This is a genomic window from Frankia gtarii (assembly GCF_025403375.1).
Classification (GTDB): domain Bacteria; phylum Actinomycetota; class Actinomycetes; order Frankiales; family Frankiaceae; genus Frankia; species Frankia gtarii.
This window is the reverse complement of the sequence record NZ_JAMPTM010000031.1, coordinates 1-22,253: the sequence shown is the minus strand read 5'-3', so window position 1 is coordinate 22,253 and position 22,253 is coordinate 1. Positions and strand designations below refer to the sequence as shown.

The 22,253-nt window shown below is 67.8% G+C and carries 18 protein-coding genes and 4 pseudogenes; 7 read left to right on the top strand and 15 right to left on the bottom strand.

Features of this window, described 5'->3' with window-relative positions; all coding sequences use genetic code 11:
- Positions 1–13: 13 nt before the first annotated feature.
- From NBZ83_RS07575 to NBZ83_RS07565, 3 genes are all read right to left on the bottom strand, one after another.
- A complete protein-coding gene (locus tag NBZ83_RS07575; protein WP_261574621.1) occupies positions 14–535 on the bottom strand; it encodes an SCO family protein in 522 nt (173 codons plus the stop codon).
- Positions 536–1,041: 506 nt separating this feature from the next.
- On the bottom strand, positions 1,042–1,716 hold the full coding sequence (locus NBZ83_RS07570; RefSeq protein WP_261574620.1) for a hypothetical protein: 675 nt from the start codon (positions 1,714–1,716) through the stop codon (positions 1,042–1,044).
- Between the two features lie 76 nt (positions 1,717–1,792).
- Positions 1,793–2,257 (bottom strand): MarR family winged helix-turn-helix transcriptional regulator, encoded by a 465-nt coding sequence (locus NBZ83_RS07565; protein ID WP_261574619.1) that lies wholly within the window; start codon positions 2,255–2,257, stop codon positions 1,793–1,795.
- Between the two features lie 372 nt (positions 2,258–2,629).
- Here NBZ83_RS07565 and thrS point away from each other — a divergent pair, with 372 nt between their 5' ends.
- Positions 2,630–3,946, top strand: a complete 1,317-nt coding sequence (gene thrS, locus NBZ83_RS07560) for a threonine--tRNA ligase (RefSeq protein WP_261574618.1) — start codon at positions 2,630–2,632, stop codon at positions 3,944–3,946.
- Between the two features lie 178 nt (positions 3,947–4,124).
- Here thrS and NBZ83_RS07555 read toward each other — a convergent pair whose 3' ends face one another.
- The 9 genes and pseudogenes from NBZ83_RS07555 to NBZ83_RS07515 all read right to left on the bottom strand — a co-directional run bounded on the left by NBZ83_RS07555 (position 4,125) and on the right by NBZ83_RS07515 (position 11,148).
- Positions 4,125–5,429, bottom strand: coding sequence for an ArsB/NhaD family transporter (locus NBZ83_RS07555; protein ID WP_261574617.1), 1,305 nt, complete (start codon positions 5,427–5,429; stop codon positions 4,125–4,127).
- Positions 5,426–5,884, bottom strand: a complete 459-nt coding sequence (locus NBZ83_RS07550) for a CBS domain-containing protein (RefSeq protein ID WP_261574616.1) — start codon at positions 5,882–5,884, stop codon at positions 5,426–5,428. Before NBZ83_RS07550 ends, NBZ83_RS07555 begins: the two co-directional genes overlap by 4 nt.
- A 2-nt stretch (positions 5,885–5,886) precedes the next feature.
- Complete coding sequence (locus NBZ83_RS07545) at positions 5,887–7,269, bottom strand: cation:proton antiporter (protein WP_261574615.1); 1,383 nt, start codon at positions 7,267–7,269, stop codon at positions 5,887–5,889.
- A gap of 138 nt (positions 7,270–7,407) precedes the next feature.
- A pseudogene (locus tag NBZ83_RS07540) lies at positions 7,408–8,468 on the bottom strand (integrase core domain-containing protein).
- Between the two features lie 254 nt (positions 8,469–8,722).
- Positions 8,723–9,190 (bottom strand): hypothetical protein, encoded by a 468-nt coding sequence (locus NBZ83_RS07535; RefSeq protein ID WP_261560337.1) that lies wholly within the window; start codon positions 9,188–9,190, stop codon positions 8,723–8,725.
- Between the two features lie 509 nt (positions 9,191–9,699).
- Entirely contained in the window at positions 9,700–9,837 is a 138-nt protein-coding gene (locus NBZ83_RS07530) for a hypothetical protein (RefSeq protein WP_261568729.1), read from the bottom strand.
- A 97-nt stretch (positions 9,838–9,934) separates the two neighbouring features.
- A complete protein-coding gene (locus NBZ83_RS07525; RefSeq protein WP_261574614.1) occupies positions 9,935–10,129 on the bottom strand; it encodes a ferredoxin in 195 nt (64 codons plus the stop codon).
- 57 nt (positions 10,130–10,186) lie between these two features.
- Complete coding sequence (locus tag NBZ83_RS07520) at positions 10,187–10,390, bottom strand: SDR family oxidoreductase (protein WP_498041042.1); 204 nt, start codon at positions 10,388–10,390, stop codon at positions 10,187–10,189.
- A 50-nt stretch (positions 10,391–10,440) separates the two neighbouring features.
- Entirely contained in the window at positions 10,441–11,148 is a 708-nt protein-coding gene (locus NBZ83_RS07515; protein WP_261574613.1) for a hypothetical protein, read from the bottom strand.
- A 9-nt stretch (positions 11,149–11,157) separates the two neighbouring features.
- Here NBZ83_RS07515 and NBZ83_RS07510 point away from each other — a divergent pair.
- From NBZ83_RS07510 to NBZ83_RS07500, 4 genes and pseudogenes are all read left to right on the top strand, one after another.
- Positions 11,158–11,868, top strand: a pseudogene (locus NBZ83_RS07510) (IS6 family transposase).
- 984 nt (positions 11,869–12,852) lie between these two features.
- Complete coding sequence (gene fxsT, locus NBZ83_RS07505; protein WP_261574612.1) at positions 12,853–15,537, top strand: FxSxx-COOH system tetratricopeptide repeat protein; 2,685 nt, start codon at positions 12,853–12,855, stop codon at positions 15,535–15,537.
- 1,358 nt (positions 15,538–16,895) lie between these two features.
- Positions 16,896–16,985, top strand: a pseudogene (locus NBZ83_RS34495) (hypothetical protein); the annotation flags it as partial.
- A 56-nt stretch (positions 16,986–17,041) separates the two neighbouring features.
- Positions 17,042–17,563: an ISAs1 family transposase gene (locus NBZ83_RS07500; protein WP_261574611.1), complete on the top strand. Its 522-nt coding sequence runs from the start codon at positions 17,042–17,044 to the stop codon at positions 17,561–17,563.
- Here NBZ83_RS07500 and NBZ83_RS07495 read toward each other — a convergent pair.
- Positions 17,535–18,233 (bottom strand): SDR family NAD(P)-dependent oxidoreductase, encoded by a 699-nt coding sequence (locus NBZ83_RS07495; protein WP_261574610.1) that lies wholly within the window; start codon positions 18,231–18,233, stop codon positions 17,535–17,537. The genes NBZ83_RS07500 and NBZ83_RS07495 overlap by 29 nt on opposite strands.
- A gap of 103 nt (positions 18,234–18,336) precedes the next feature.
- Between NBZ83_RS07495 and NBZ83_RS07490 the strand changes: the two genes are divergently transcribed.
- Positions 18,337–19,167, top strand: coding sequence for a helix-turn-helix transcriptional regulator (locus tag NBZ83_RS07490; protein ID WP_261574609.1), 831 nt, complete (start codon positions 18,337–18,339; stop codon positions 19,165–19,167).
- A 179-nt stretch (positions 19,168–19,346) separates the two neighbouring features.
- On the opposite strand, the pseudogene NBZ83_RS07485 reads toward NBZ83_RS07490, so the two are convergent.
- A pseudogene (locus NBZ83_RS07485) lies at positions 19,347–20,414 on the bottom strand (integrase core domain-containing protein).
- Between the two features lie 230 nt (positions 20,415–20,644).
- On the opposite strand from NBZ83_RS07485, the gene NBZ83_RS07480 reads away from it, so the two are divergent.
- Positions 20,645–21,865 (top strand): APC family permease, encoded by a 1,221-nt coding sequence (locus NBZ83_RS07480; protein ID WP_368861813.1) that lies wholly within the window; start codon positions 20,645–20,647, stop codon positions 21,863–21,865.
- 67 nt (positions 21,866–21,932) lie between these two features.
- Here the strand turns inward: NBZ83_RS07480 and NBZ83_RS07475 are convergent.
- Positions 21,933–22,253: Rv3488 family transcriptional regulator (locus NBZ83_RS07475; RefSeq protein WP_261574608.1), on the bottom strand; the 321-nt coding region annotated here is incomplete at its 5' end.

Below are 22,253 nucleotides of genomic sequence, written 5' to 3'. Positions count from 1 at the left end.
CTCGACTGGTCGTTCATGCGTTTCCCCGCAGGAGCAGCGGGAGGTCGTGGGCGTAGTCGGCGACCGGTGTGCCAGCGAGGTAGACGATGCGCGCCTCACGGTTCGGGGCGAACGCGAGGACCTGGGCCCCGTGATCCACGGTGTAGCTGCCGTCGGCCTGCCGTCGCGGCGGCTCCAGCGGCACCCCCACGCTGTGTGCGGCCGCGTCGATGGTCTTCACGTCGCCGGTGAGCCCGACGAAGGTGCTGTCGAACATGTCGAGCCAGTGATGGATCACAGATGGGGTGTCCCGCGCCGGATCCGAGGTGACGAACATGACGCTGATCTGCTTGCGGACGGCCGGCGAGACCTGCGTCAGGGCGGTGGCGAGGTCCGCCATCGTCGTCGGGCAGACGTCCGGGCAGTGGGTGTAGCCGAAGAACAGCAGAGTGAGCCGGCCCGCAGCATGCGCACGAACATCGTAGGGCTGCCCGGTGGTGTCCGTCAGCCGCGTGTCCGGCATGGCGATCGGCGGGCCCAGCGCGGTACCACGCATTCCTCCCTGCGGCGACTGCGTGTCGGTGACCACCGGCGGCCCGGAGGACGTGGTGGCCGTCGAGGAGGAACAGCCGGGCAGCATCACAGCCGCCGCAAGGTAAAGCCCGACGACCCGAGGAACGGTGGGTCGGGTCCACCGGCGTCCGCGAGCCCGGCGAGTGGGCGGCGGCGGGGTGGATCGGCCTCGGTGGCCCCTGATGGTCAGCGGATGCGGGCGGCTGGCGGGCCGGGAGCATCCGGAACGGGTCCGGGTTGGTCCGGCTGCCGGCTTTCGGGGCGGGCGTCGAACGGGCGACGACCGGAAACGTTGATCATGCAAGCTCCAGATGACGGGGAACGGCAGCCAAGGCGCGACTCCGCCCACGGTCGACCAGCCGGGGAGCGTCGTGACCCCCGGATCAGCGGGCCGAGCGTGGCCTGCGCCCCGACCCGGAGCATCCAGATGGACACGGTGGCGGTCCGGACGGCGCCTGCGGGCGGTCCGGGGACGGCGGACGGGAGGTGTCAGGCCATCCGCGGTGGCCCGCGGCGCACCACACTGTGCCGAAGATCCACCGAATGTCGCCACACCGGGAACGCCGTCACCGGATGCCGCCGGTGGAACGCAGGAGCCTGGGGGATGGGAGTGACAGGAGCGGTCACAATCCGCCGGACACAGCGAACGAGAACACCGATCACCGCACGTGCGCCGCTCACCGAGGCGTCGACCCGCCGCAGCCAGCAGGCCGTCAGCGCGGCGACGATCGTGTGCGCGCAGGACATCGCGGCCAGCCCGCTGCCGTGCATCATCGCGCCGTGCGTCACCGCGGAATGGGCGGATCCGGCCAGCAGGCCGTGCGCGCGCAGAAAGGCGGCCGCGGAGGCGGTATTCGCTCCCGGCGCGGCGCACAGCAGACGCGACAGATCTGGGGCGTCGGCGGAGGCCGGCCAGGCGGCGAACCCCACATGCAGGCCGAGCTGGCTTATTGCCATCAGGACCACGACGGCGGGCAGCGACGACACCCGCCCGCAACACGCTGCGCCCAGGAGCGCGGTGGCCCCCAGCCCGGCAAGCAGCAGGCGCCAGTCCGGGACGGCTCCGTGTGCGGCGAGGTGTGCGACTGCGGACAGCGCCACGCACACTCCGGCGAACACTCCCGCCCGCAGCGCGCGTGCCACCGGCCCGGCGGACACCTCCATGCCGGCAGTCTAGGAGCTCCGAGCCGCCAAAGTTCTACGTGCCGTCGAAGAATCTCGGCGACACCGATCACTGTCGTCAGGTCCACCCAAGCGCGGAGGCGCCCTGGCTGGACACCGCCATGGGTTCGTCGCCCGCGTCCGCGAACGCCCGCAGGGCGCTGACGAGGCTCGCCCGCAGCTGCGGGTCGAGGCGGGCGACGATCGTGGCGATCTCGGCCCGCCGCCGGGCGGTGACCTCCTCGACCAGGAGCCGTCCCGGCTCGGTGAGTGCGACGATGACCTCCCTGCGGCTCTGGGGATTGGCAACCCGGTCGATCAGCCCGGCACCTACGAGCCGGTCCGCCATCTGCGTTGCGGTGGACGGATGAACGTCCAGCAGCTCCGCCAGCTCCCCGGCGCGCTGCGGCCCCCGCCCCGCGAGCACGACGAGCATCCTGAACTGCGGCAGCGTGACGTCCTCGCCGACCGCCGCGATCGAGCGGGCGGACACCGCGACCAGCAGCCGAGAGGCGGTGAGGACCGCATCGGTGACCTCCTCCACGGCGGAACCTGGCACACCGGCCGCCGCTGCTGCTCGCTGGGCCCCCTCGACCGGGGACGTCCGAGGAGGCGAACTGGGATCGTCAGGGACGCGTGCCATGCCCCCGTTCTACCGCCTACGGCTCCGTCCCACGGAGCCGATGACCATCTGGTGCCCCCACGGCAAGTTTTGCGCTCGCGACTGGGACCGACTCCTCCTGCGTCGCCCACGCCCGGGCCCGCACCGCGGGGACCTGGTTGATCGACGCCACGAGGCTGACACGGAGGGCCACGTCTTGCTACTGTTACCGGCATGAAGCGCGCTGCCATCACGACGACGCCGGACAGTGTCCCGGCGCGCTGACAGATCCTGCAGTCCGAAGCCCCGGGGCGAGTGCCCCGGGGCTTCGTCTTGCGGTCACTCGTCCGATATCGCGAGGAGACCGCCATGCACGACCATCGCAGACTCGGCCGTGAGCTGGACCTGTTCGACACCGATCCGCTGATCGGCGCGGGACTGCCGTACTGGCTGCCCGACGGCGCGGTCGTGCGGCACACCCTGGAGGAGTACATCCGCGCCGCCGAGCGGCGGGCGGGCTACCGGCACGTGTACTCGCCGGTCCTCGGCAAGCGGGAGCTGTACGAGATCTCGGGACACTGGTCGCACTACCGCGACGACATGTTCCCCCCGATGGACCTCGGCGGTGAGCAGCTCGTGCTGCGCCCGAGCCTGTGCCCGCACCACGCGCTGATCTACCGCTCCCGGTCCCACAGCTACCGCGACCTGCCCCTGCGCCTCGCCGAGCTGGGCGGTATGTACCGCGCCGAACTCTCGGGCGTCCTCGGCGGACTCGCCCGCGTCCGAGCGATTCACCTCAACGACGCGCACATCTTCTGCACCCTGGACCAGGTTGCCGACGAAGCACACGCCGCTCTGGACATGATCGGCCACGCCTATGAGGCGCTCGGCATCACTCCACATCGCTACCGGCTCTCCCTCCCAGGACCCGGTGGCAAGTACGTCGCCGCTCCCGAACTGTGGCAGCGCTCCATCACCCTGCTGACCGACGTCCTCGACCGAGCCGGCCTGACCTACGAGGCGGCCGAAGGAGAGGCCGCGTTCTACGGCCCCAAGATCGACGTCCAGGTCATCGATGGTGCCGGCCGAGAGTCCACTCTGTCCACCGTCCAGGTCGACTTCCACCAGCCCGACCAGTTCGACCTGCACTACATCGGCCCGGACGGCGCGCGGCACCGCCCGGTCATGGTCCATCGCAGCATCATCGGCAGCGTAGAGCGGGCCGTCGCTTATCTCATCGAACAGCACGGTGGCGCCTTCCCCGCCTGGCTTGCCCCCACCCAGATCGCGATCCTCCCGATCTCCGCATCCGAACTGCCGAACGCCGCAGCACTCGCCCAGCAATGCGACGACCTCGCCCTACGGGCGCAGATCGTCGGGCCGGAACGAGGCAGCCTGGGCGCCCGCATCCGACAGACCAGACTCGTCCCCTACCAAGCCGTCATCGGCGCCAAGGAAATCGCCGACGGACACATCGCGCTACGCCTGCGGGACGGCCACCGTCTCGGCTCGCAACCCGCCGGCGACATCCTCAGCCGCATCGGCGCTCTCATCGACGCCCACAGCACCAACCTGTGGGCCGGCGCCGCGTCCTCAGCCGGAGTCGGACTGGGCGGTGACGGCCGGCGGTGACCATCCGCCGTCGAGCGCGGCGCCGGTCGGAAGGAAGACCCGGACGATATTTTGTGGGTTCGATTGGCCATCTTTTCAGCAGGTTCAGCCGGTGGAGACTCCCGGAAATCCGCCGTCTCGAGCGGGAATGTCGGTGAGGCGATGAGGCTCACCCGTCGACCTGGCCTGGCCGGGCCGATCAGGTGAAGGCGAGGTAGCGCAGCCAGAGGTAGGCGGCGGAGATGGCGACGGTGACGGCGGTGATGATCAGGCCATAGCGGGTGAAGTGCCAGAAGGAGATGGGCTGCTGGTTGCGTTGCGCGATGCCGAGGACCACCACGTTGGCCGAGGCTCCGATCGCGGTGGCGTTGCCGCCGAGGTCGGCGCCGAGGGCCAGCGCCCACCACAGGACGTGAGTACCGTCGCCCTCGCCTCCCATGTCCGTGACGAGACCGGCGGTGATCGGCGCCATCGTGGCGACGTAGGGAATGTTGTCCACGATCCCGGAGAGGACGGCCGAACCGATGAGGATCGCCATGGTGGCCCCGAGCTCGTTGCCACCGGTGGCGTCGGCCAGGGCGCTGGACAGCTCGTCGATGACCCCGGTCTCGACCAGCGCGCCCACCATGATGAACAGGCCGGCGAAGAACGCCAGGGTCGGCCATTCCACCTCCCGCAGGACTTGCTCGGTATCGGCCTTGGAGATCGCGATGAGGAGGCCTGCGCCGAGGAGCGCCACGACGCTCGGTGCATAGTGCAGCACGGGTTGCAGGACGAAGCCGGCGACCACCAGGGCGAGGACGGCCAGCCCCTGGAGCAGCAGTGTGCGGTCGCGGATTGCCTCGCGTTCCTCCAGCGCCATGACCTCGGCCACCCGTGCCTCGTCGCCCACCAGCGCGGCCCGGAACATGATCCGGCATGTGACCAGCAGCACCACGGTGAGCAGCGTGGCGATCGGCAGCAGGTTCACGAGGAAGTCGTTGAACGTCAGGCCGGCCCGGCTGGCGATGATGATGTTCGGCGGGTCTCCCACCAGTGTGGCTGTGCCGCCGATGTTGGCCGCGAAGATCTCGGCGATGAGGAACGGGGCGGCGGGCAGCGCGAGACGTTCGCACACCAGCAGGGTGACCGGTGCGACCAGCAGCACGGTGGTGACGTTGTCCAGCAGCGCCGACGCGAGCGCGGTGATGACCACCAGCATGGCCATCACCCGGAAGGGCCGGCCCCGGGCCTGTTTGACCGACCAGATGGCCAGGTACTCGAAGATCCCGGTCTGGCGTAGCACACCGACGATCGCCATCATGCCTAGGAGCAGGAAGAGGACGTTCCAGTCGACGCCGGTGTGCTCGTCGTAGAACGCGGCCCGATCGTCGGTCGCCGCGACTGCGAGCATTCCGGCCGCCCCGCCGAGGGCCGCGGTCGTCCGGGGAACCCGATCGCTGATGATCGCCACGTAGGCGAGTACGAAGATCGCGACGGCGGCCCAGCTGTGCCAGTCCCTCATCGCGGCTCGAGAAGACGGTCAAGCAGATCTGTCGCTGTGATCACCCCGAGGGTGCGGGTGACCCGCCCGTGGCGTTCCACCACTGCCACCAGCGGGCTGTGCCAGCGGGCCATCAGCGCGGCCACCTCCACCACGGTGTCGTCGGCGTCGGCTACCGGCAGCGTCGGGCGTCCCGCCGGCAGGCAGTCCCGGACCGGGCGTCCGGCGAGCGCCCGGCCGAGGACGTCGGCGTGCCGCTCGTCGATGACCGCGGACAGGGCCGGATCCTCGACGACATACGACGGCACCAGCGCGGAGATCAGACCCGCGGCCGGGAGCACCGAGTGCGGCCGCCCGTCGTCCTCGGTGACGAGTAACACCGGCAGTCGCCCACGGGCCAGCGTCTGAGCGGCAGCGAGGGCATCGCTGGACAGTGTCACCGAGGGGTAGTCCCTCGCCAGATCACGTGCGCGCATCATCAACATCCTTCATCGCCGCCGCCCGGACGCTGCGCCCGGCCCGCATCGGAGCCGCCTCCGTCGGCAGCGCCGCCGTCGGCCTGGGCCGGCTCGGGCTCGTCTGGGATGCCCACCAGGTCCTCGACGTCGAACATCCGGGCGATGGGGACATCGGTGCTGCTGTGCGCGATGATCGAGAAGGCGATGCACACCGCGATCAGCGTGAACGCCTCATCCCCGCGCGGGATACCGGCCTGCAGCACCGTCAGCCCGTACACGACGGAGGCGAATCCTTTCGGGCCGAACCAGGCGGCGGTCAGCCGCTCCCGCCGGTCGATGGACGTGCCGATCAGGGAGATCAGCAGCGACGCCGGTCGGATCAGCACGATGGCCAGGAACACCGCGACGTAGCCGCCGAAGGAAAGCGCGCCGAACAGGTGCGGCGTCAGCAGCGCACCGAAGACGAGCAGTGCGGCGAACTTGCTCAGCTCGGCCAGTGACCCCCCTAGCGGCCCGAAGGCGGTCGCGGCGTTCGGTGAGATCGAGGCGAGGACGGCACCGGCGGAGAAGGCGGCCAGGTAGGGGTTGGCGTGCGTCAGATGGCAGACGCCGTAGAGAATCACGCCGGTCGCCAGCGGCAGCAGCGGTTGCAGCTTGGCCTCCGCCCCCAACATCGGCAGCCGGGCCAGCCAGCTGACCGCCACTGGCAGAGCCACGCCCAAGGCCATGCCAGCGAGCAGTTCCAGGGCGATCGTCGACAGCGAGGACTCGGCATCGCCAGACGTCGGTCCGGCAGCGGCGATCAGCACCAGGACGACCGGCAACGCCAGACCGTCGTTGAGCCCGCTCTCCACGTTCAGTAGCTGGCGGAGCCGGGCCGGAACCTCCACCCGACCAACGATCGCCGAGGCGAACACCGGGTCCGTCGGGGCGAGCACCGCCCCGACCAGGAGTGACGTCGTCCAGTCCAGGCCGAGCAGCAGATGGGTGACCAGGGCCATGCCCACGAACGCCAAGGGTAACCCGATGCTCAACGCCCGGGCCGGGTTCCGCCATGCCTGGCGCAGGGAGGGAAACGAGACGTGCATGCCGTCGGTGAACAGCACCACGAACAGGGCCAGATCGGCGGTGGTTGCGACGATCCCACTGTCCGGCGAGATGTGGATCAGTCCCAGGACGCCGTCGCCGACGAGGGCACCGCCAAGCAGGAACAACAAGGAGGTAGACAGCACCGAGCGGGCCGCGAGGCCCGACAGCAGCACAGCGATCAGGAGAGCTACGCCGAAGACGGCGACGAGTACCACAGCAGCGACCCCCGGTTGGCAGAAGAGACGCTTGCGCCCACTGCCGACCAGACTTCCCGGCTCACCACCGGTGAGACTACAGGTCCCTTCGCTCCGCATGCAGGCTTTGCTCCCGGCGTCGCGGACGGGTGCGGCGGTCGGGTCCGGCGGGTGTGCCTTGACCCTGTGGGGCTCCAGAATCCCGATTCGGCCTGTGATCTGGTCTGTTGCGGTTGATGCGATCTTCCGCGGGAGGTGTCAGGCGGCGTTACGGTACTCGTTGATCAGCGCGCCGAGGATGCGTGTGCGACGGACGGTGGAACCCGAGGTCGGGGCGGCTGCAGGCGGTGAGTCGGGTGGGCGCTGGCCGAGGGAGCGGTGAGGTCGGTGGGTGTTGAAATGCTGGGCGTAGCTGTCGAGAACTGACGTCAGGTGCCGTTCGGAGACGATCAGCAGCCTGTCGGTGCATTCGCGGCGGGTGGTGCCGACCCAGCGTTCCGCGATCGCGTTCGCCTGCGGGGCTTGCGGTGGTGTGCGTACCACGTCGATGCCGGCTCCGGTGAAGGCAGCGTCGAAGGAAGCCGTGAACTTCGCGTCGCGGTCACGGATGAGGAACCGGAACCGGTGGCCACGTTCGTCGAGGTCCATCAGCAGGTTCCGTGTCTGCTGGGTGACCCACGCCGCGGTCGGATGTTTTGTGACCCTGAGAACATGGACGTGGCGGGTGGCGTGTTCGACGACGAAGAACACGTAGATCCGTTGGAGGAACACGGTGTTCACCGTGAAGAAGTCGCAGGCCAGCAGGCCGGAGGCTTGGGCGGACAGGAACGTGCGCCAGGTGGCGTTGGCCCGTCGGGGTGCGGGGTCGACGCCGGCGCGGTGCAGGATCCGCCAGACGGTGGCGACTCCGACCGGGTAGTCCGGCCCGATCAGTTCTCCTTGGATCCTGCGGTGGCCCCAGGTCGGATTCTCCTTTGCGAGGCGTAGGACCAGTTCGCGGATCTCCCGGTGGATTGGTGGCCGTCCGGACGTCGTGCGTGGGTCCATTGTCGTGCGAGGAGCTCGCGGTGCCAGCGCAACACGGTGGTGGGGGTGACGAAGAACGAGCCCCAGCTGGACCGGGGGAGCAGCCGGGACAGCGCTGGGAGGATCAGCCGATCCGCCGGTTCCAGCGCCGGGCGGTGGACCTGCCGTCGCAGCACCGCCACCTGGTGTCGCAGAACGAGGAGCTCCACGTCCTTCGCGGTGTCCCCGCGCACGCGCAGCAGCATCAGCCCGAGGGTGTTGCGTGTCAGGGTGTAGAGCAGCGACCACACCATGACCATCCAGCCTGCCCGACGCAGACCCCATCCGGCAGGCAAACACGCAGGTCACCGCCCAAATCGGGATTCTGGAGCCCCACAAGCCCGCGGCCACAGACCTCCCACCCCAGCGACCAGAAAGAAACACCGCCCCGGACGTGGACCGGGCGCTCACCCGCGCGACAGCAGGGGCACTCCGCCACGGCCACACCCAGACCAAGCGGCACAACTCAACATCAACAAGGGTGGGAGGCCGCACGTCGACCGGGTCGTCAGCCGATGCGATCCCATTCCTCGAAGTAGTCGTAGACGATCCCACCAGTGTTGGAACGGCCGTACAGCTGCATGTTGTCGCCGCTCAGCACGAAGTGTTCGGAGCCGTGATAGAGCCCGTTCGGTTCGTAGAACGCATCGGAGACGAGGTCGTCGCGGAGCAGAGAGAAGGCGATGTACAACGCGGGACTGCCGTCGTCGTCCCAGATCATCGGTCGAGGCCTGCCGTCAAACGCCCCGTCGAAGGTGAAGCTGCGCTTCTTCCCGTTGCCGAACGTCTGCGCGATCCGGAAATTCAGCCTGTCACCGTCAACCGTGACCACTTTGAGCTGGGCTGCCCAGGCGTTCTGGTGGACCGGATTGTCGAACCTCGCTGTCGCTGCGTTCCACTGCCACCGTCCCGTCCAGGCGTCCACGTTTGCCGGAGGCGCGGCCACGGATCGGGCTGTCGGGTTCTCGGTCGTCATTGCGTCTCCTAGCGGAAGCGGGAGCGTGGTGGTTTCGCACGCCGACGCCGTTGCCTCGCTCGCGACGAGCGACCCTGATGCGCATGAGGGCGCGGCGAACGGCCAGCGTGGTGGCCTGCGGTGTGACTGCCGCGGTGATGCGCGCCGAGCCGGATGTGGGGCTAGCTGCTGGTTCGGGATCACTGCCTCCGCAACCTACGACGGCGAGTCCGATCGCGAGCATACCAATAGCGGCGGTGTGTGTTTCATATTTCCCCCTGGTGAGGGGGCCACAGTAGCGAGTTAGCCCGGTCGGGCAGGTGTTCGATCGGTGGTCGCCCGCGATCCATACGAGGACTGGGAACGTGGTTCGGCGCGGCCCCGGACGTAGGGAACCTGCCTGCGCGGGACACGATCAACGCTCCGGGTCGGATGACCAGCAGGCCGGCGGCGACCGAAGTCCGGCCCAGCCGGGTCGAGGTGGGCCCAGTGCTCGTGTTCGACGCAGACCTCTGGCGCGGGACGGAGTCCTACCGGAAGTGCCGCTGCATCGCACTGGCTGCGTCGACGATCGCGGGCATCTGGTCCAGCTCCCGCGCCCGCGCGCCGGTGGAGATCAGCGCCGCAGCCTGGGCATAGGCAATCCGGCCGTCCGCGTCGAGCGCCATCGCGTCGATGCTCTTCAGCTCGTTGACCTGTCGTCCGGGGATGAGCCGATCGGCCGGCGACCCGGGATCCCAGTCTCGGCCCGGTGCGCGGCGTTGGCTACTCGGCCGGCGTGAGCACGCGCTCTGGGCAGGCGGCGGCACCCAGCCGGGCCGCGTCCTCTAGGCCCGCGGGCACGTTGAGCCATCCCTCGGCGCCGATAAAGCCCTCGTCGTCGAGCTCGTACACCTCGGGGGCTTTCGCATGGCACTGAGCGTGACCTTGGCAGAACTCGTTGATGATCGTCACCTTCATCTGAGCTCATTCCAGCTTGGTGCGTGACTGCGGTCGCTTCGGCGGGGACGCCTTGGGTCAGATCCGGAACGGGTCCGGGATCTTGAGGTAGGCGCCGGCGTCGACCCGCAGCTGGATGCCCGTGACGTAGCGGGAGTCGTCGGAGGCGAGGAACAGGACCGCCTTGGAGATGTCGATCGGCTCGATGTAGGGGATCGGCAGCGCCTGCAGGGCTGGGAACGCCGCCAGGGCGTCTTCTTCAGTCGCCCGCCCTATCCCCACCGACGACACCATCTAGATCACGGAAGGCCTGGCGGCCCGTGGCGGAGCTGTCACCAGACCTCGGCCTGCTCGGCCATCTCCTGCTGGTACTCCTCATATACGTAAAGCTGAGTGGATACGCCCTGGAGCACGAGCGTGCCCGCATCGTGGAGCGCTTGGGCCGTGGCCGGCAGGTTGACATGTTGCAGATCCGGCCTTGCCGGTACGATCTTGGTGTTCTTGCCGCTTCCGGTCTTGACGGTGCTGTACCGGAAGGCCTGCCCGTTGGCGTCCAGCGCGTGCAGGCTATCGAGCGCCTCCTGCGTATCCGGGTCGAGCCGCGAGTCGTCGCCAAGCCGAAGGCAGCCAAGATAGCCGTTCAGCGTTGACGCGAGTTCGCCAATCGAATGGGTGCGCATGAGCCGCTGCTCGAGGACATGCCGCTGGATCGCCGGATCGTTGTGCTGGTCACGCCGTAGACACTTGGCTCCGGATCGGATGGCGTCCTTCAAGGCCAGCTCGATGCCGTGCCGGTAGTTGAGGAAGATCGGCACGACGAGGGTGTCCGTCGGACGGGCGCACCAATGCTCGACGAGGATGTCGGCGGCTTCCAGGAACCCAGCCGCCAAGGTCGCATCATCCTCCCACGGACCACCGATCATGGCGTTGCCGCGCCAGTCACCCCCCTCAGGCACCGGCTCGAACAGTCCCCGCCTGTTGCTCCCGTGGGCACTGTTGCATCGGTGAAGTCCGCCATCACGCGGCTGCCGATCAGCCATGATCGGATCATGCGTCGACGTCGTGTCCGTCCACCGGCTCCGACATCAGAGTTCGCCGGGTTCCGGTTCCCGCCCGAGGTGATCGTCCTGGCGGTGCGGTGGTACCCGCGGTTCGCCCTGTCGTACCGGGATGTCGAGGAGCTGCTCGCCGAGCGGGGCATCGAGGTTGATCACGTCACGGTCTACCGGTGGATGCAGCGCTTCACGCCCCTGCTCGCCGACGCGGCCCGGCCGTGCCGGCACCGACCCGGGGACAGGTGGTTCGTGGATGAGACGTAGGTGAAGGTCACCGGCCGGTGGACCTCCCTCTACCGGGCCGTTGACCAGCGCGGCCAGGTCATCGACGTCCTCGCCAACGCCCGCCGCGACCAGACCGCCGCCCACCAGTTCTTCACCCGGGCACTTTCCCACGGCCCGCGGCCGGTAGAGGTCACCACCGACAAGGCACCCGTCTACCCGAGGATCCTCGACGACCTCCTGCCCGAGGCCTGCCACGTCGACGCCGCCAAGAAGAACAACCGGATCGAAACCGACCACGGCCGGTTGATGGCACGCCTGCGGCCGATGCGCGGACTGCAACGACTACGGTCCGTCCAGACCATCAGCTCCGGGCATGCGTTCGTTCAGAACATCCGCCGCGGCCACGACGAACTCGGGATCGACACCGACCCGCACGCACGGTTGACGGCCGCGTTCGCCGAGCTCACCCTCGCAATCTGATCACCCGCCCGACAGGGCGATCCATGCCTGCCTTCCCGCAATGCAACAGACCCGCCGCTCCGACCTGCGCGCGCTCGCCAGCGTGTACCACCCCGCGACGGCAGCGTCAGCGATGCAGAATCCTGACGGGCGACAGGGCCGATATGTCGAAGCTCAAGTCTCGGTATGTCACCGGGAAGCGGGGCAGCGGCAACGGAGCCACCGGCGCCAGACTAATGTACTCCAGCTCGTTGTATATGAGCGGCCCGAACGTAGCGGGCGGAAGCAGGAGAACCTGTCCAATTTTCTCCTCCCGCACGACAAGGCGTCGATATTCTGGATCCATCATGTACGTGAAGAAGGGGTGCCCATCGCCGTCGTAGTCGCGTCTCGTACCGGCATTGACCGTGCCCTCCGTCCGTACGGTGGCCCACCAGATGGCAGCGTCCAGACTTCTCGTCCCGTAGACCCCGGGCTCCCGGTCCTCGCGTACCCCGGTGGACGCGTCGATCGCCAGACAGGTCGGCTTGCGGCATTCAAGGTACGGTGGTGAGAGGGTGCGTACCGGGGTGCCATGGAGAATTGGGTCGCAGCCAGCAGATCGTAGTCGGCGAATCCAATTTTCAAGTGGCTTTCTGCCCTGCATCTCGGTTTCCCGTGACCACACTTCCAGCTCGCCCGGCAAACCGGGGTTCGACCGCGGGGCAGCTTCTCACCCTTATATGATGCTACAGGGTGACAACGGCCATGCTCCAGTTACACATGGTTACCGAGTGTGCCCGCACGACTCATACTCATCTGGCTGTTGGCGAGGTGCCTGACCTGCGGCGTTACTAGACAGGCCGTCAAGGGGAGCAATATGATCATCGATTCGGGGCGCGGCGGCCGAGTCTTCACAGTCGACAGTTGGGCCCAGGCGTCCCGACCAGCCGCCGAACGCGGCCGCCGGCCCGCCCCAGCCGGACCCCGTCGCGATTGGGCCACGGCGGTCCAGACGGCTGTGAGATGCCAGCTGATCTGAACAGGGGCGGGCAACTGCCGCGATCAGCCGATGACCGCACGGCACGGCCCGACTTCTTCGTCTCGTATACCGAGTCGGACCAGCACTGGGCGGAATGGATTGCATGGCAGCTCGAGGAGGCCGGTTACCGGACTGTTCTCCAGCTGTGGGACTTCGCGGCTGGATCGCATCTCCTACAGGAAGTGCAGCGGGCCATCAGGGGTGCCAAGCGAACGGTCGTGGTTCTCTCGACGGCCTATCTCGACTCGATCCACGCGGCTGCACAGTGGCAGGCTGCCTGGCTCAATGACCCCGACGGGCGCGACCGGGCGCTGATCGTGGCACGGGTGGACGTCAGCGAGAGACCGGGGTTCCTCGGCCAGCTGGTCACCGTGGACCTGTTCGGCGTCCCGGCCGACGTGGCGAAACGGCGCCTGCTGGCCGCGGCACGGGGCGAGCGCGGCAAGCCGGCAACCGCTCCCGTCTTCCCCGGTGCGGCCTCGCGCCCGTATTCCCGAGCGGCACCAAGCTATCCCGGAGCGGTCTCGGAAGTCTGGAACGTACCGATCCGCCTACTCACCTTCACGGGCCGACGGGACCCGCTCAGCAAAATTGAGGATCTTCTCTCGGCGGCCGACCGCGTGGCGGTCACCGGCATCGGTGGCGTGACGGCACTGCACGGGCTTGGCGGCGTGGGGAAAACGCAGCTCGTCATTGAGTACGCCCATCGCCACGCCGACGACTACACCATCGTCTGGTGGGTCGATGCTGAGCGAATCATCATGATCGGGGAACAGCTGGCAGCGCTCGCACAGCGTCTTGACCTTCCGACGACCGGCAACGCGGAAAGGGATGCCGAGCTGGCGACCGGCGCGTTGAGTCGTCGCCGTGACTGGCTGCTGATCTTCGACAACGTCGGCGACGCCGGTGAGATCCGCAGGTGGCTACCATCAGGCGGCCATGTGATCATCACGTCTCGAAACCCGGTGTGGGGTGGGGTCGCCAGCCGGCTCGCCATCGATGTGCTCCCTCGTGACGAAGCCGTGCTGCTACTGACCCGCCGAATCCGCGGCCTGCCGACCGGGACGGCGGACCATCTGGCCGAGGAACTGGGCGACCTCCCACTCGCGCTCGAGCAGGCGGCCGCCTATATCGAACAGACGGGCATCACCGCGACCACGTTCCTGGCCCGGTTCCAGGCACGACGCACGGCCATGCTGAACCGCGGCGAGGACCTCGTGTATCGCGGGAATATCGACACCACCTGGACGCTGGCCCTCGACCGCCTCAGCCGGACCGAGCCGGCCGCGACCACGCTCATGCAGCTGCTCGCGTACCTGGCGCCGGAGCCGGTGCCGATCAGCCTGTTGACCTGCGCGCCGAGCCTGCTGCCGAAACCGCTCCGCGAGCGTGCCGTGGCGGACGACGGGATGGGCCTCGACGACGTCCTCGGCGCGGTCTTCCGATATTCAATGGCCACCCGGGATGGCACAGGAATCCGAGTCCATCGCCTCGTGGCAGCAGTCATCCGCGCCCACCAGACAACCTATGAACGCACCGTCACGGCCCGCGTGGTCCGTGACCTGCTGCATGAAGCGGTCGTGGGGAACCGCCACGGTGCCATCAGCGGGCAGCAGGCGCCGGGCTCCACCGTACGGGAGCTGCTGCCCATGGCAGCCCTCGGTGATCCCCGCGACTCCTCCAACTGGGCGAGCTGGGGACGCCTGCTGCCCCATCTTGTCGCGTCGCCAGCACTGCATCCAGAAGACAGGAGCGAGGACCTCGACGACGCGGCTTATGAGCTCCTACTCCATGTCAGCCACTACCTGGCGGCCCGTGGCGACTACCGTGCTGCGAGGTCCTTTGACGAAAATATTTACCAGCGCTGCACGGCCTTGTTCGGGCCCGACCACGCCTTGACGCTGTGCTTCGCGAACAGATTGGCACATGACCTGCACGGGCTAGGCTTTCTTGAAGCGGCGCGAACACTTAACGCGACAACACTCGAACGCTGCCGACAGGTTTTTGGCGACGAAAATCCAGAAACACTCGATTCAGCCAACAATCTGGCCGGCCAGCTGGTCTCGCTGGGCGAGACAGGGGCCGCGCGAAGACTTAACGAACGGACCTTCGAAGCAAGAAGCCGCGTACTCGGTGCAAACCATCTCGACACTCTGCAGTCGGCCAACAACCTGGCGACCTGCCTGCTCCTGCTTGGCCAGCCGCAAGCAGCGCGGGAGCTTTCGGCGGACACGTTGGCAAGGAAGCAGCAGGCCCTCGGGCCCGACCATCCTTACACCCTCTTCTCGGCGGCCACACTCGGCAGTGCGTTGGCGGCGCTGGGCGAGCACGATGAAGCCCGCCGGATACACGAGCGGACGCTGGCGAGCCAGCGGCGCACACTGGGTCCGGATCATCCATGGAGCCTGCGTACCTCCAGTGCACTGGCTCGAGACCTGCTCGCGCTCGGAGACGCGCCCGCCGCCCGCGAGCTAGTCGACGACACGCTGACGCGCTACCGGCAGAGTTCCCGGGACGATCCAGGTACACATCTCACGATCGAGAACCTGGAACACGTGCTGGTGGCGCTCGGCGATGAGGCGGAAGCGAAACGCCTGACGAACGAGGCCCAGCTCCACGGAGGAGCCAGCACTCCCGACAGCGATCATGATCTCCACGGCGGCGCGTAGCTGCGACACCTGCGTCGGGCGCGGTGAGCGCGGGCCGGGCTGCCGAAGGATGCCACCTTCGCCTCGGCGCCGGTGACCTGGCTCAAGTCGATGCGCGTTGACCGCCGCACCCACCCCGTGGGGTCAGATACTTCGGGGATGCTCGGCCTCTACCTCGGCACTGACGGCGAGCGGGCGATCATGATCGACGCTCCTCGCAAGGGAGTCGAGGTCCGCGTCGGGTTCTTTCCAGCGACGGTCGGGGCCCGAGGGGGCTCCTTGACCTACCTGTGGCTACGGACGTGGGATCGGGCACCAGATGTACACGGAAGCGAGCACCATTCGATCTTGTGAGTGGAGACCGAATGCCGGTGAGTTCGAGCACCATGCGCTGAGCGGCTTGCTCTCCGGGTCCAGATCGCTGCGACGTGTCGGTCTCGGAAGTGCCTGTGCGACAGGCAAAAGCAGCAGCAGGGAGACGGCAGAGAGTCAATCTGCCGCAGCTCGGACCCGTGGTGTCCAACCTCGTCGACACGGCCTTGCCGCTGCGGCAGGTGGTGCCCATCGACAGCGACAGATGGTGCCCGCTGTCGTCGACATAGCCATACCTGGGAGCCAGCAGGCGACCTACCGCCAACAACCCATCAGACGGAGACTGACGGCCGGTCCGAGCCGGCCGACCCGTTCAGTCTGCTCGCAGCCGCAGAGCCGGATGCCCAGCGCCCAGACGTTGCCCAGACCGAATAGGAAGCTCAACGCGACGACGGCAGCGATCAGCACGGTAACCGCACGAAGCGCGACCAGCTCGGCCCTCCGCCTCCCGCAGACGTCGAGGGGGGCGGTTCACTGGCTGGTACCCCGTCTCACCTCCGAGAACGAGCTCACCGGACAGGGTCACCGGCGGTGGGGTAATGGTTCGAATCCCCCTTCGGACACTCTTTGTGATTGATAGATTACTTCAAGTTATCTACCGCGGATGATATTGACGTAGCCAGCCGCACCGCGGTCAGTGGCTACTGGTAACCGCTACGTCCTGTAATCGTCTTTGTTGTGTCATCTGGATGCGCCGGGGTAGGGAGACGCGCATCAGCACTGTCCCGCCATCCCTGCGACTGGGATTCGCGGCACACGTCAGCCCGGCGTTCCACGGGCCGGCTTGGAGAATTCGCTGGCGCGCGGCCGGCACGCCTCCGGTCGTTGAATTACGCGGGCTCTGGCCTGCCGTTGTGAAGAAAGTGGCCCTCGGGTCGGGATGGTGAAAGTACCACCAAGCAAAACCCGACCCAGAGGGCCACCGCGTGCCATCATGCCAGACCGGCGCCAATCTGTCGCGCGGCCATGACCAGGCCGGCGAGAACAACGCCAGCAGGATCCTCCAGATGCTGCGCCGGGTAAAAGACTTCCGCGCCGACCGCGGGAAGACCTATGACCTCTGTTTCGCGCTCGCCGTCGCGGTAGTCGCGACACTCGCCGGCGCCGCGAACTACCGCCAGGTCGGCAGACGGGCAGCCGACCTTCGCAAAGCTTGCTCGGCCAGCTCGGTGCGCCCTACGACCACTTCTGCGCGGCTTACACCGCGCCGAGCGAGTCCACCTTCCGGGAGATCCTCACGACTGTCGACGCGGATCTGCTGGACCTCAGCGTCGGCGCCTGGCTGCGCGAATGCGCGACACGCGACCACAGCGGAGACATGGTGATCGCGCTGGACGGCAAGGTTCTGCGCGATGCCTGGACCGATGAGAACAAGCAGGTCAAGCTGTTCGCCGCGATGATCCACGAGGGAGGCGTCGTCGTCGCCCAGACCCAGGTCCCCGACGACACCAACGAGATCATCCAGGTCGAGAACCTGGTGAAGAACCTCAAGTACACCCGCGGACGAGCCATCGCCACCGCGGACGCCGCCCACACCCAGTTCAAGACCGCCATCCTGCTCCACAAGCGCGGCATCGACTACGTCCTTACCGTGTCACGAAACTCTTGGTCCACTGTGGACGCATGCCGGGTGCACGGGCTGGTGGTCACCAGGGGACGATGCCGTGTCGGTTGACGTAGGCTCCGGTCGGGCCGTCCGCGGGAAGCGTCGCCAATTCGACGATGGCGTCAGTGCCCTCTTGCACGGTCTGGATGCCCCGGAAGTTGTTGAGGTCGGTCGCCGTCCAGCCAGGATCGGCGGCATTGACCCTCATATCGGGCAACGCGTGCGCGTAGAAGACCGTCAGTTTGGTCAATGCGGTCTTGGTCGCCGCATAGATCGGGGGCACATACTCCGGATCCCACCAGCTGTTCTTCTCGGTCAGCGCGAAAGAGCCCGTTCCGCTGGAGACGTTGACGATGCGCGGGTTGTCGCTGGCGCGCAGCAGCGGCAAAAAGGCAGTTGTCACCCGCACGACGCCCAGCAGGTTCGTGTTGAAGACACCCGCGACGTCGGCCGCGGTGGCCTGGTCGATCGGAATCGACGGCCCGTTGATGCCCGCGTTGTTCACTAGTACGTCGAGTCGTCCGTATTGATCGCGGACCCAGGAGGCGGCCAGCGCCACGCTGTCCTCGTCGGTGACGTCGAGATGTACGAACGGGACGGCCAGCTCTCCTGCGGCAGCCTGGCCGCGTTCAGGATCGCGTGCGGCGAGCAGCACCGTGTGTCCCGCCTCGCGCAGTCGGCGGGCACTTTCGTAGCCGAGGCCCTTGTTGGCCCCCGTGATCAAGGTGATCGTGTCCATGCCGGTGAGTCTGTCGGGATCGACCGCACCCGAGGAAGGTACGGCTCGTGGGTGGGACTGACAGCACCAGTCAGCCGGTCCGCCGTAGCGCCATACTGGTTCCGTGTCGAGTGAGTTCGGGTCGCTGCTGCGCGGATGGCGGGACCGCACCAGTCCAGCGTCCGTCGGCGCGATCGAAACGAACCGGCGCTCGCCGGGACTGCGCCGCGAGGAACTCGCCGCGCTAGCCGGTCTCTCGGTGGACTATCTGGTGCAGCTGGAGCAGGGCAGGGCGGCTCGGCCCTCACCGCAAGTGGTCGCGGCGCTGTGCCGAGCGCTGCGCCTGGCCGAGGACGACGCCGCCTTGCTGCACCAAGCCGCCGGTCTCGCTATACCGAAAGGCGCGGTCAGCACCGAAATGCCGTCCGGAATCGAGCGTCTACTCCAGCGCCTCGACGACTGGCCAGTCGCCGTCTACTCCGTCGACTGGTGGCTGCTGCGCTGGAACCGCCTGTGGGCCGCGCTTCTCGGCGACCCGGGCGCTTTGCTCGGCCGAAGCCGCAACCTGATCTGGCACGAGTTCACCGACACTCCGTCTCGGATCGCGTTGGCCCCGCCCGAACGTGACGCCTTTCACAATGCCCTGGTAGCCGATCTTCGAGTAGCCTCCATCGAATATCCTCACGACCCTGGTGTGCGGCAACTGGTAAACGAACTTCGCACCCGCAGCACCGACTTCGCGAGTAGGTGGATCGCCGGTCGCCCCGTCCGACATCGAACCGCCCGCAAACGCATCGAGCATCCTCACGTCGGTCACCTCACGCTCGACAGCGATGTTCTGCAAACCCCCGGCAGCGCTCTCCGAATCATCGTCTACTCCGCCGAGCCGGACAGCCAGGACGCCAGCCGCCTCGACCTACTCCGAGTGCTCGGTACCGAGGCTTTCGCTCACTAAGCTTGATCTTTAGGGGCCTGTTCACCTCTACCTGCACTGTGACAAGCAGATTGAAGCCGTCTGGTCCCTGCTGAAACGCGGTGAGATCGCCAACCGTGTCCTCACCGACGTCGACCATCTCACCGGCCTGATCCGCCTGTTGGGTGCCAGAACTCGGCCACTGGTGTTGACCTGGTCTTTTAGGCGGTTCGTTCGTATTCGTTGATCAGGCCGCGGAGGATGGGCCGGCGCTTGATTCGTTCGTGGGTGAGGTCGGCGACGGGGTGGTCGGGCCGGGGTGGTTGAAGGTCGCGGCTGCGGTGGGGTCGTCGTCCGTTGTAGTGGGCCGTGTACTCGGTCAGGACGGTGCGCGGGTGCCGCGCACCGAAGATCATCATGCGGTCGGTGACCTCGGCCCGGACGGTGCGGACGAACCGTTCGGCGTAGGCGTTCGCCCGGGGAGTCCGGGGTGGGATCTTGACGGTGGTGATGCCGGCGTCGGCGAGGACTGCGTCGAACGACGCGGTGAACTGCCCGGCCCGGTCACGGACCAGGAACTGGAAGTCGGCCGCCCGGTCACCGAGATCCATGAGGAGGTTCCGGGCTTGTTGGGTGGTCCACGGTCCGTCGGGATGGGCGGTGACCCCGAGGATGTGGACGGTGCGGGAGCCGACCTTCAGGGCGAAGAAGCAGTACAGGCGCCGCAGCGTCATGGCGCAGTCCACGTGGAAGAAGTCGACGGCCAGCATGGTCGATGCCTGGGTGCGTAGGAACTGCCGTCATGTGGTGTCGGTCTGGCGTTTCGGTGCTGGGGGCAGCCCGAGGGTCTTCGGGATCCGGCGGATGGTGGAGGCGCTGACTTGGTGGCCGAGTTTGAGGAGTTCGCCTTGGATCCGCTGGTAGCCCCATGTCGTGTTCTCGGTCGCGAGCCGTTCGATCAGCGCGGCGATCTCCGGGCTGATCGGTGGTCGTCCGGTCCGCTTCGGGTAGGTCCATTTCCGTGTGATCAGATGGCGGTGCCACCGGAGGACGGTGCCGGGGGTGATCAGCCGGTGGGCTCGCAGCGTCGTGGGCAGGAGTCGGATGAGTGCGGCGAGAACCGCCCGGTCTGCCCAGTCCCACCGGGGCTTGGGCTGGGTGCGACGCAACACCGCGACCTCGTGCCGTAACACCAGCAACTCGATGTCCTTGGACGCCGGCGAACGGCCGAGGAGGACCAGCCAGCCACAGACCCGAACGAAGATCAGATAGAGCAGGCGCGTGGACATAGCTGACCATCATGCCGACAGCCGCGCCGCCGCATCAGCCCAGGTCACAGGCCCAGTCGCACTTCTGGCACCCCACAGCCGAGTGCGAGGTGCCGTCGCACGGCGGCTCCCACCCGAATGACATATCGTCTGCCGATATCGGCGTACGTAAGTGGGCCGGGTGCTGTGGAGGAGTGGCCGTGAGTGTGTCGTCGACGGCGATGCCACAGGAGTTGCACCGGCGGTTGGGGATGTTCGACGCGGTGATGATCGGCCTGGGGTCGATGATCGGCGCGGGGGTCTTCGCCGCTTTGGGGCCGGCGGCGCATGCGGCCGGATCCGGGTTGCTGCTCGGGCTGGCCTTCGCCGCTGTGGTCGCCTACTGCAACGCGACGTCGTCCGCGCGGTTGGCGGCTCGCTATCCGGCGTCGGGCGGCACGTACGTCTACGGTCGTGAGCGGCTCGGTGTCTTCTGGGGCTATCTGGCCGGATGGGCTTTCGTCGTCGGTAAGACCGCTTCCTGTGCGGCGATGGCTCTCACCGTCGGCGTCTATGTCTGGCCCGGCCAGACCCATGCGGTGGCTGTGGCGGCGGTGGTGGCGCTGACCGCGGTGAACTATGTCGGGGTGCAGAAGTCCGCCTGGCTCACCCGTGTGATCGTCGCGGTCGTCCTGGCCGTGCTTGCCGCGGTGTTGGTCGCCGCCTTCACCTCGACCACGTCGGACGCCGCCCGGTTGGACATCGGCGCGGACGCCACGTTCGGCGGGGTGCTTCAGGCGGCTGGCCTGCTGTTCTTCGCGTTCGCGGGATACGCGCGCATCGCCACCCTCGGTGAGGAGGTCCGTGAACCGGCCCGCACCATCCCCCGCGCCATCCCGACCGCCCTCAGTATCACCCTGGCCGTCTATGCCGCTGTGGCGGTCGCTGCCCTGATGGTGCTGGGTCCACAGCGGCTGGCGGACGCCACCGCGCCGCTGTCGGACACGGTGCGCGCCGCAGGCGTCGGCTGGCTGGCGCCGATCGTCCGGGTCGGTGCCGCGGTCGCCGCGCTGGGTTCCCTGCTCGCGCTCATCCTCGGGGTTTCGCGCACCACCCTGGCGATGGCCCGCGACCGGCACCTGCCCCACGCCCTGGCCGCGGTCCACCCCCGGTACGCGGTGCCGCACCGCGCTGAGCTTGTGATCGGCGCCGTGGTGGCCGTCCTCACGGCGACCACGGACGTGCGTGGGGCGATCGGCTTCTCTTCCTTCGGCGTGCTGGGCTACTACGCCGTCGCCAACGCGAGTGCCTGGACCCTCACCGCGGACGAAGGACGTCCACCGCGTGTCGTGCCCGCGGTCGGGCTCGCCGGCTGTCTGACCCTGGCCTTCGCCCTGCCGCTGTCCTCAGTGGCCTCCGGGGCTGCGGTGCTCGTCGTCGGCGCCGCCGCCTACGGCATCCGCCGCACCATCAGCGCCCACACGCGGGCATAGCCCCACCCGACGCGCGGCATAGCCGCGTCACCCTGTCCAGCGGACGTGGCGCTGATCTCCGGCGCCGTCAGGTCTCAGTGTCGCGGCCGAGGACCTCACGGGCCAACTCCGCCAACGCTCTACGATCTTCAGCCAAAGCGCGCTTCCCGGCCTCGGTCGCCCGGTACATCCGCCGGGTGCGCCCGTCGATCACCCGCTGCTCGGAAGCCAACAGACCGTCGGCTTCCAGTCGGTGCAGCGTCGGATACAGCGTGCCGGGGCTGATGCGATGGCCGTGCCGGGCCAACTCCTCGGTCATCCACGCACCGTGGATCTCCTGTTCGGCCGCATGATGAAGAATGTGCAGCCGCACCGCGCCCCGCTGGAACTCCCGCACCCCACCCGCCCC

Coding starts and splice junctions, on each gene's coding strand:
- NBZ83_RS07575 (WP_261574621.1), bottom strand. CDS start 535: ATGCGTGGTACCGCGCTGGGCCCGCCGATCGCCATGCCGGACACGCGG.
- NBZ83_RS07570 (WP_261574620.1), bottom strand. CDS start 1,716: ATGGAGGTGTCCGCCGGGCCGGTGGCACGCGCGCTGCGGGCGGGAGTG.
- NBZ83_RS07555 (WP_261574617.1), bottom strand. CDS start 5,429: ATGAGGGACTGGCACAGCTGGGCCGCCGTCGCGATCTTCGTACTCGCC.
- NBZ83_RS07550 (WP_261574616.1), bottom strand. CDS start 5,884: ATGCGCGCACGTGATCTGGCGAGGGACTACCCCTCGGTGACACTGTCC.
- NBZ83_RS07545 (WP_261574615.1), bottom strand. CDS start 7,269: ATGCGGAGCGAAGGGACCTGTAGTCTCACCGGTGGTGAGCCGGGAAGT.
- NBZ83_RS07535 (WP_261560337.1), bottom strand. CDS start 9,190: ATGACGACCGAGAACCCGACAGCCCGATCCGTGGCCGCGCCTCCGGCA.
- NBZ83_RS07530 (WP_261568729.1), bottom strand. CDS start 9,837: ATGGCGCTCGACGCGGACGGCCGGATTGCCTATGCCCAGGCTGCGGCG.
- NBZ83_RS07525 (WP_261574614.1), bottom strand. CDS start 10,129: ATGAAGGTGACGATCATCAACGAGTTCTGCCAAGGTCACGCTCAGTGC.
- NBZ83_RS07515 (WP_261574613.1), bottom strand. CDS start 11,148: ATGGCTGATCGGCAGCCGCGTGATGGCGGACTTCACCGATGCAACAGT.
- fxsT (WP_261574612.1), top strand. CDS start 12,853: ATGCCAGCTGATCTGAACAGGGGCGGGCAACTGCCGCGATCAGCCGAT.
- NBZ83_RS07495 (WP_261574610.1), bottom strand. CDS start 18,233: ATGGACACGATCACCTTGATCACGGGGGCCAACAAGGGCCTCGGCTAC.
- NBZ83_RS07480 (WP_368861813.1), top strand. CDS start 20,645: ATGTTCGACGCGGTGATGATCGGCCTGGGGTCGATGATCGGCGCGGGG.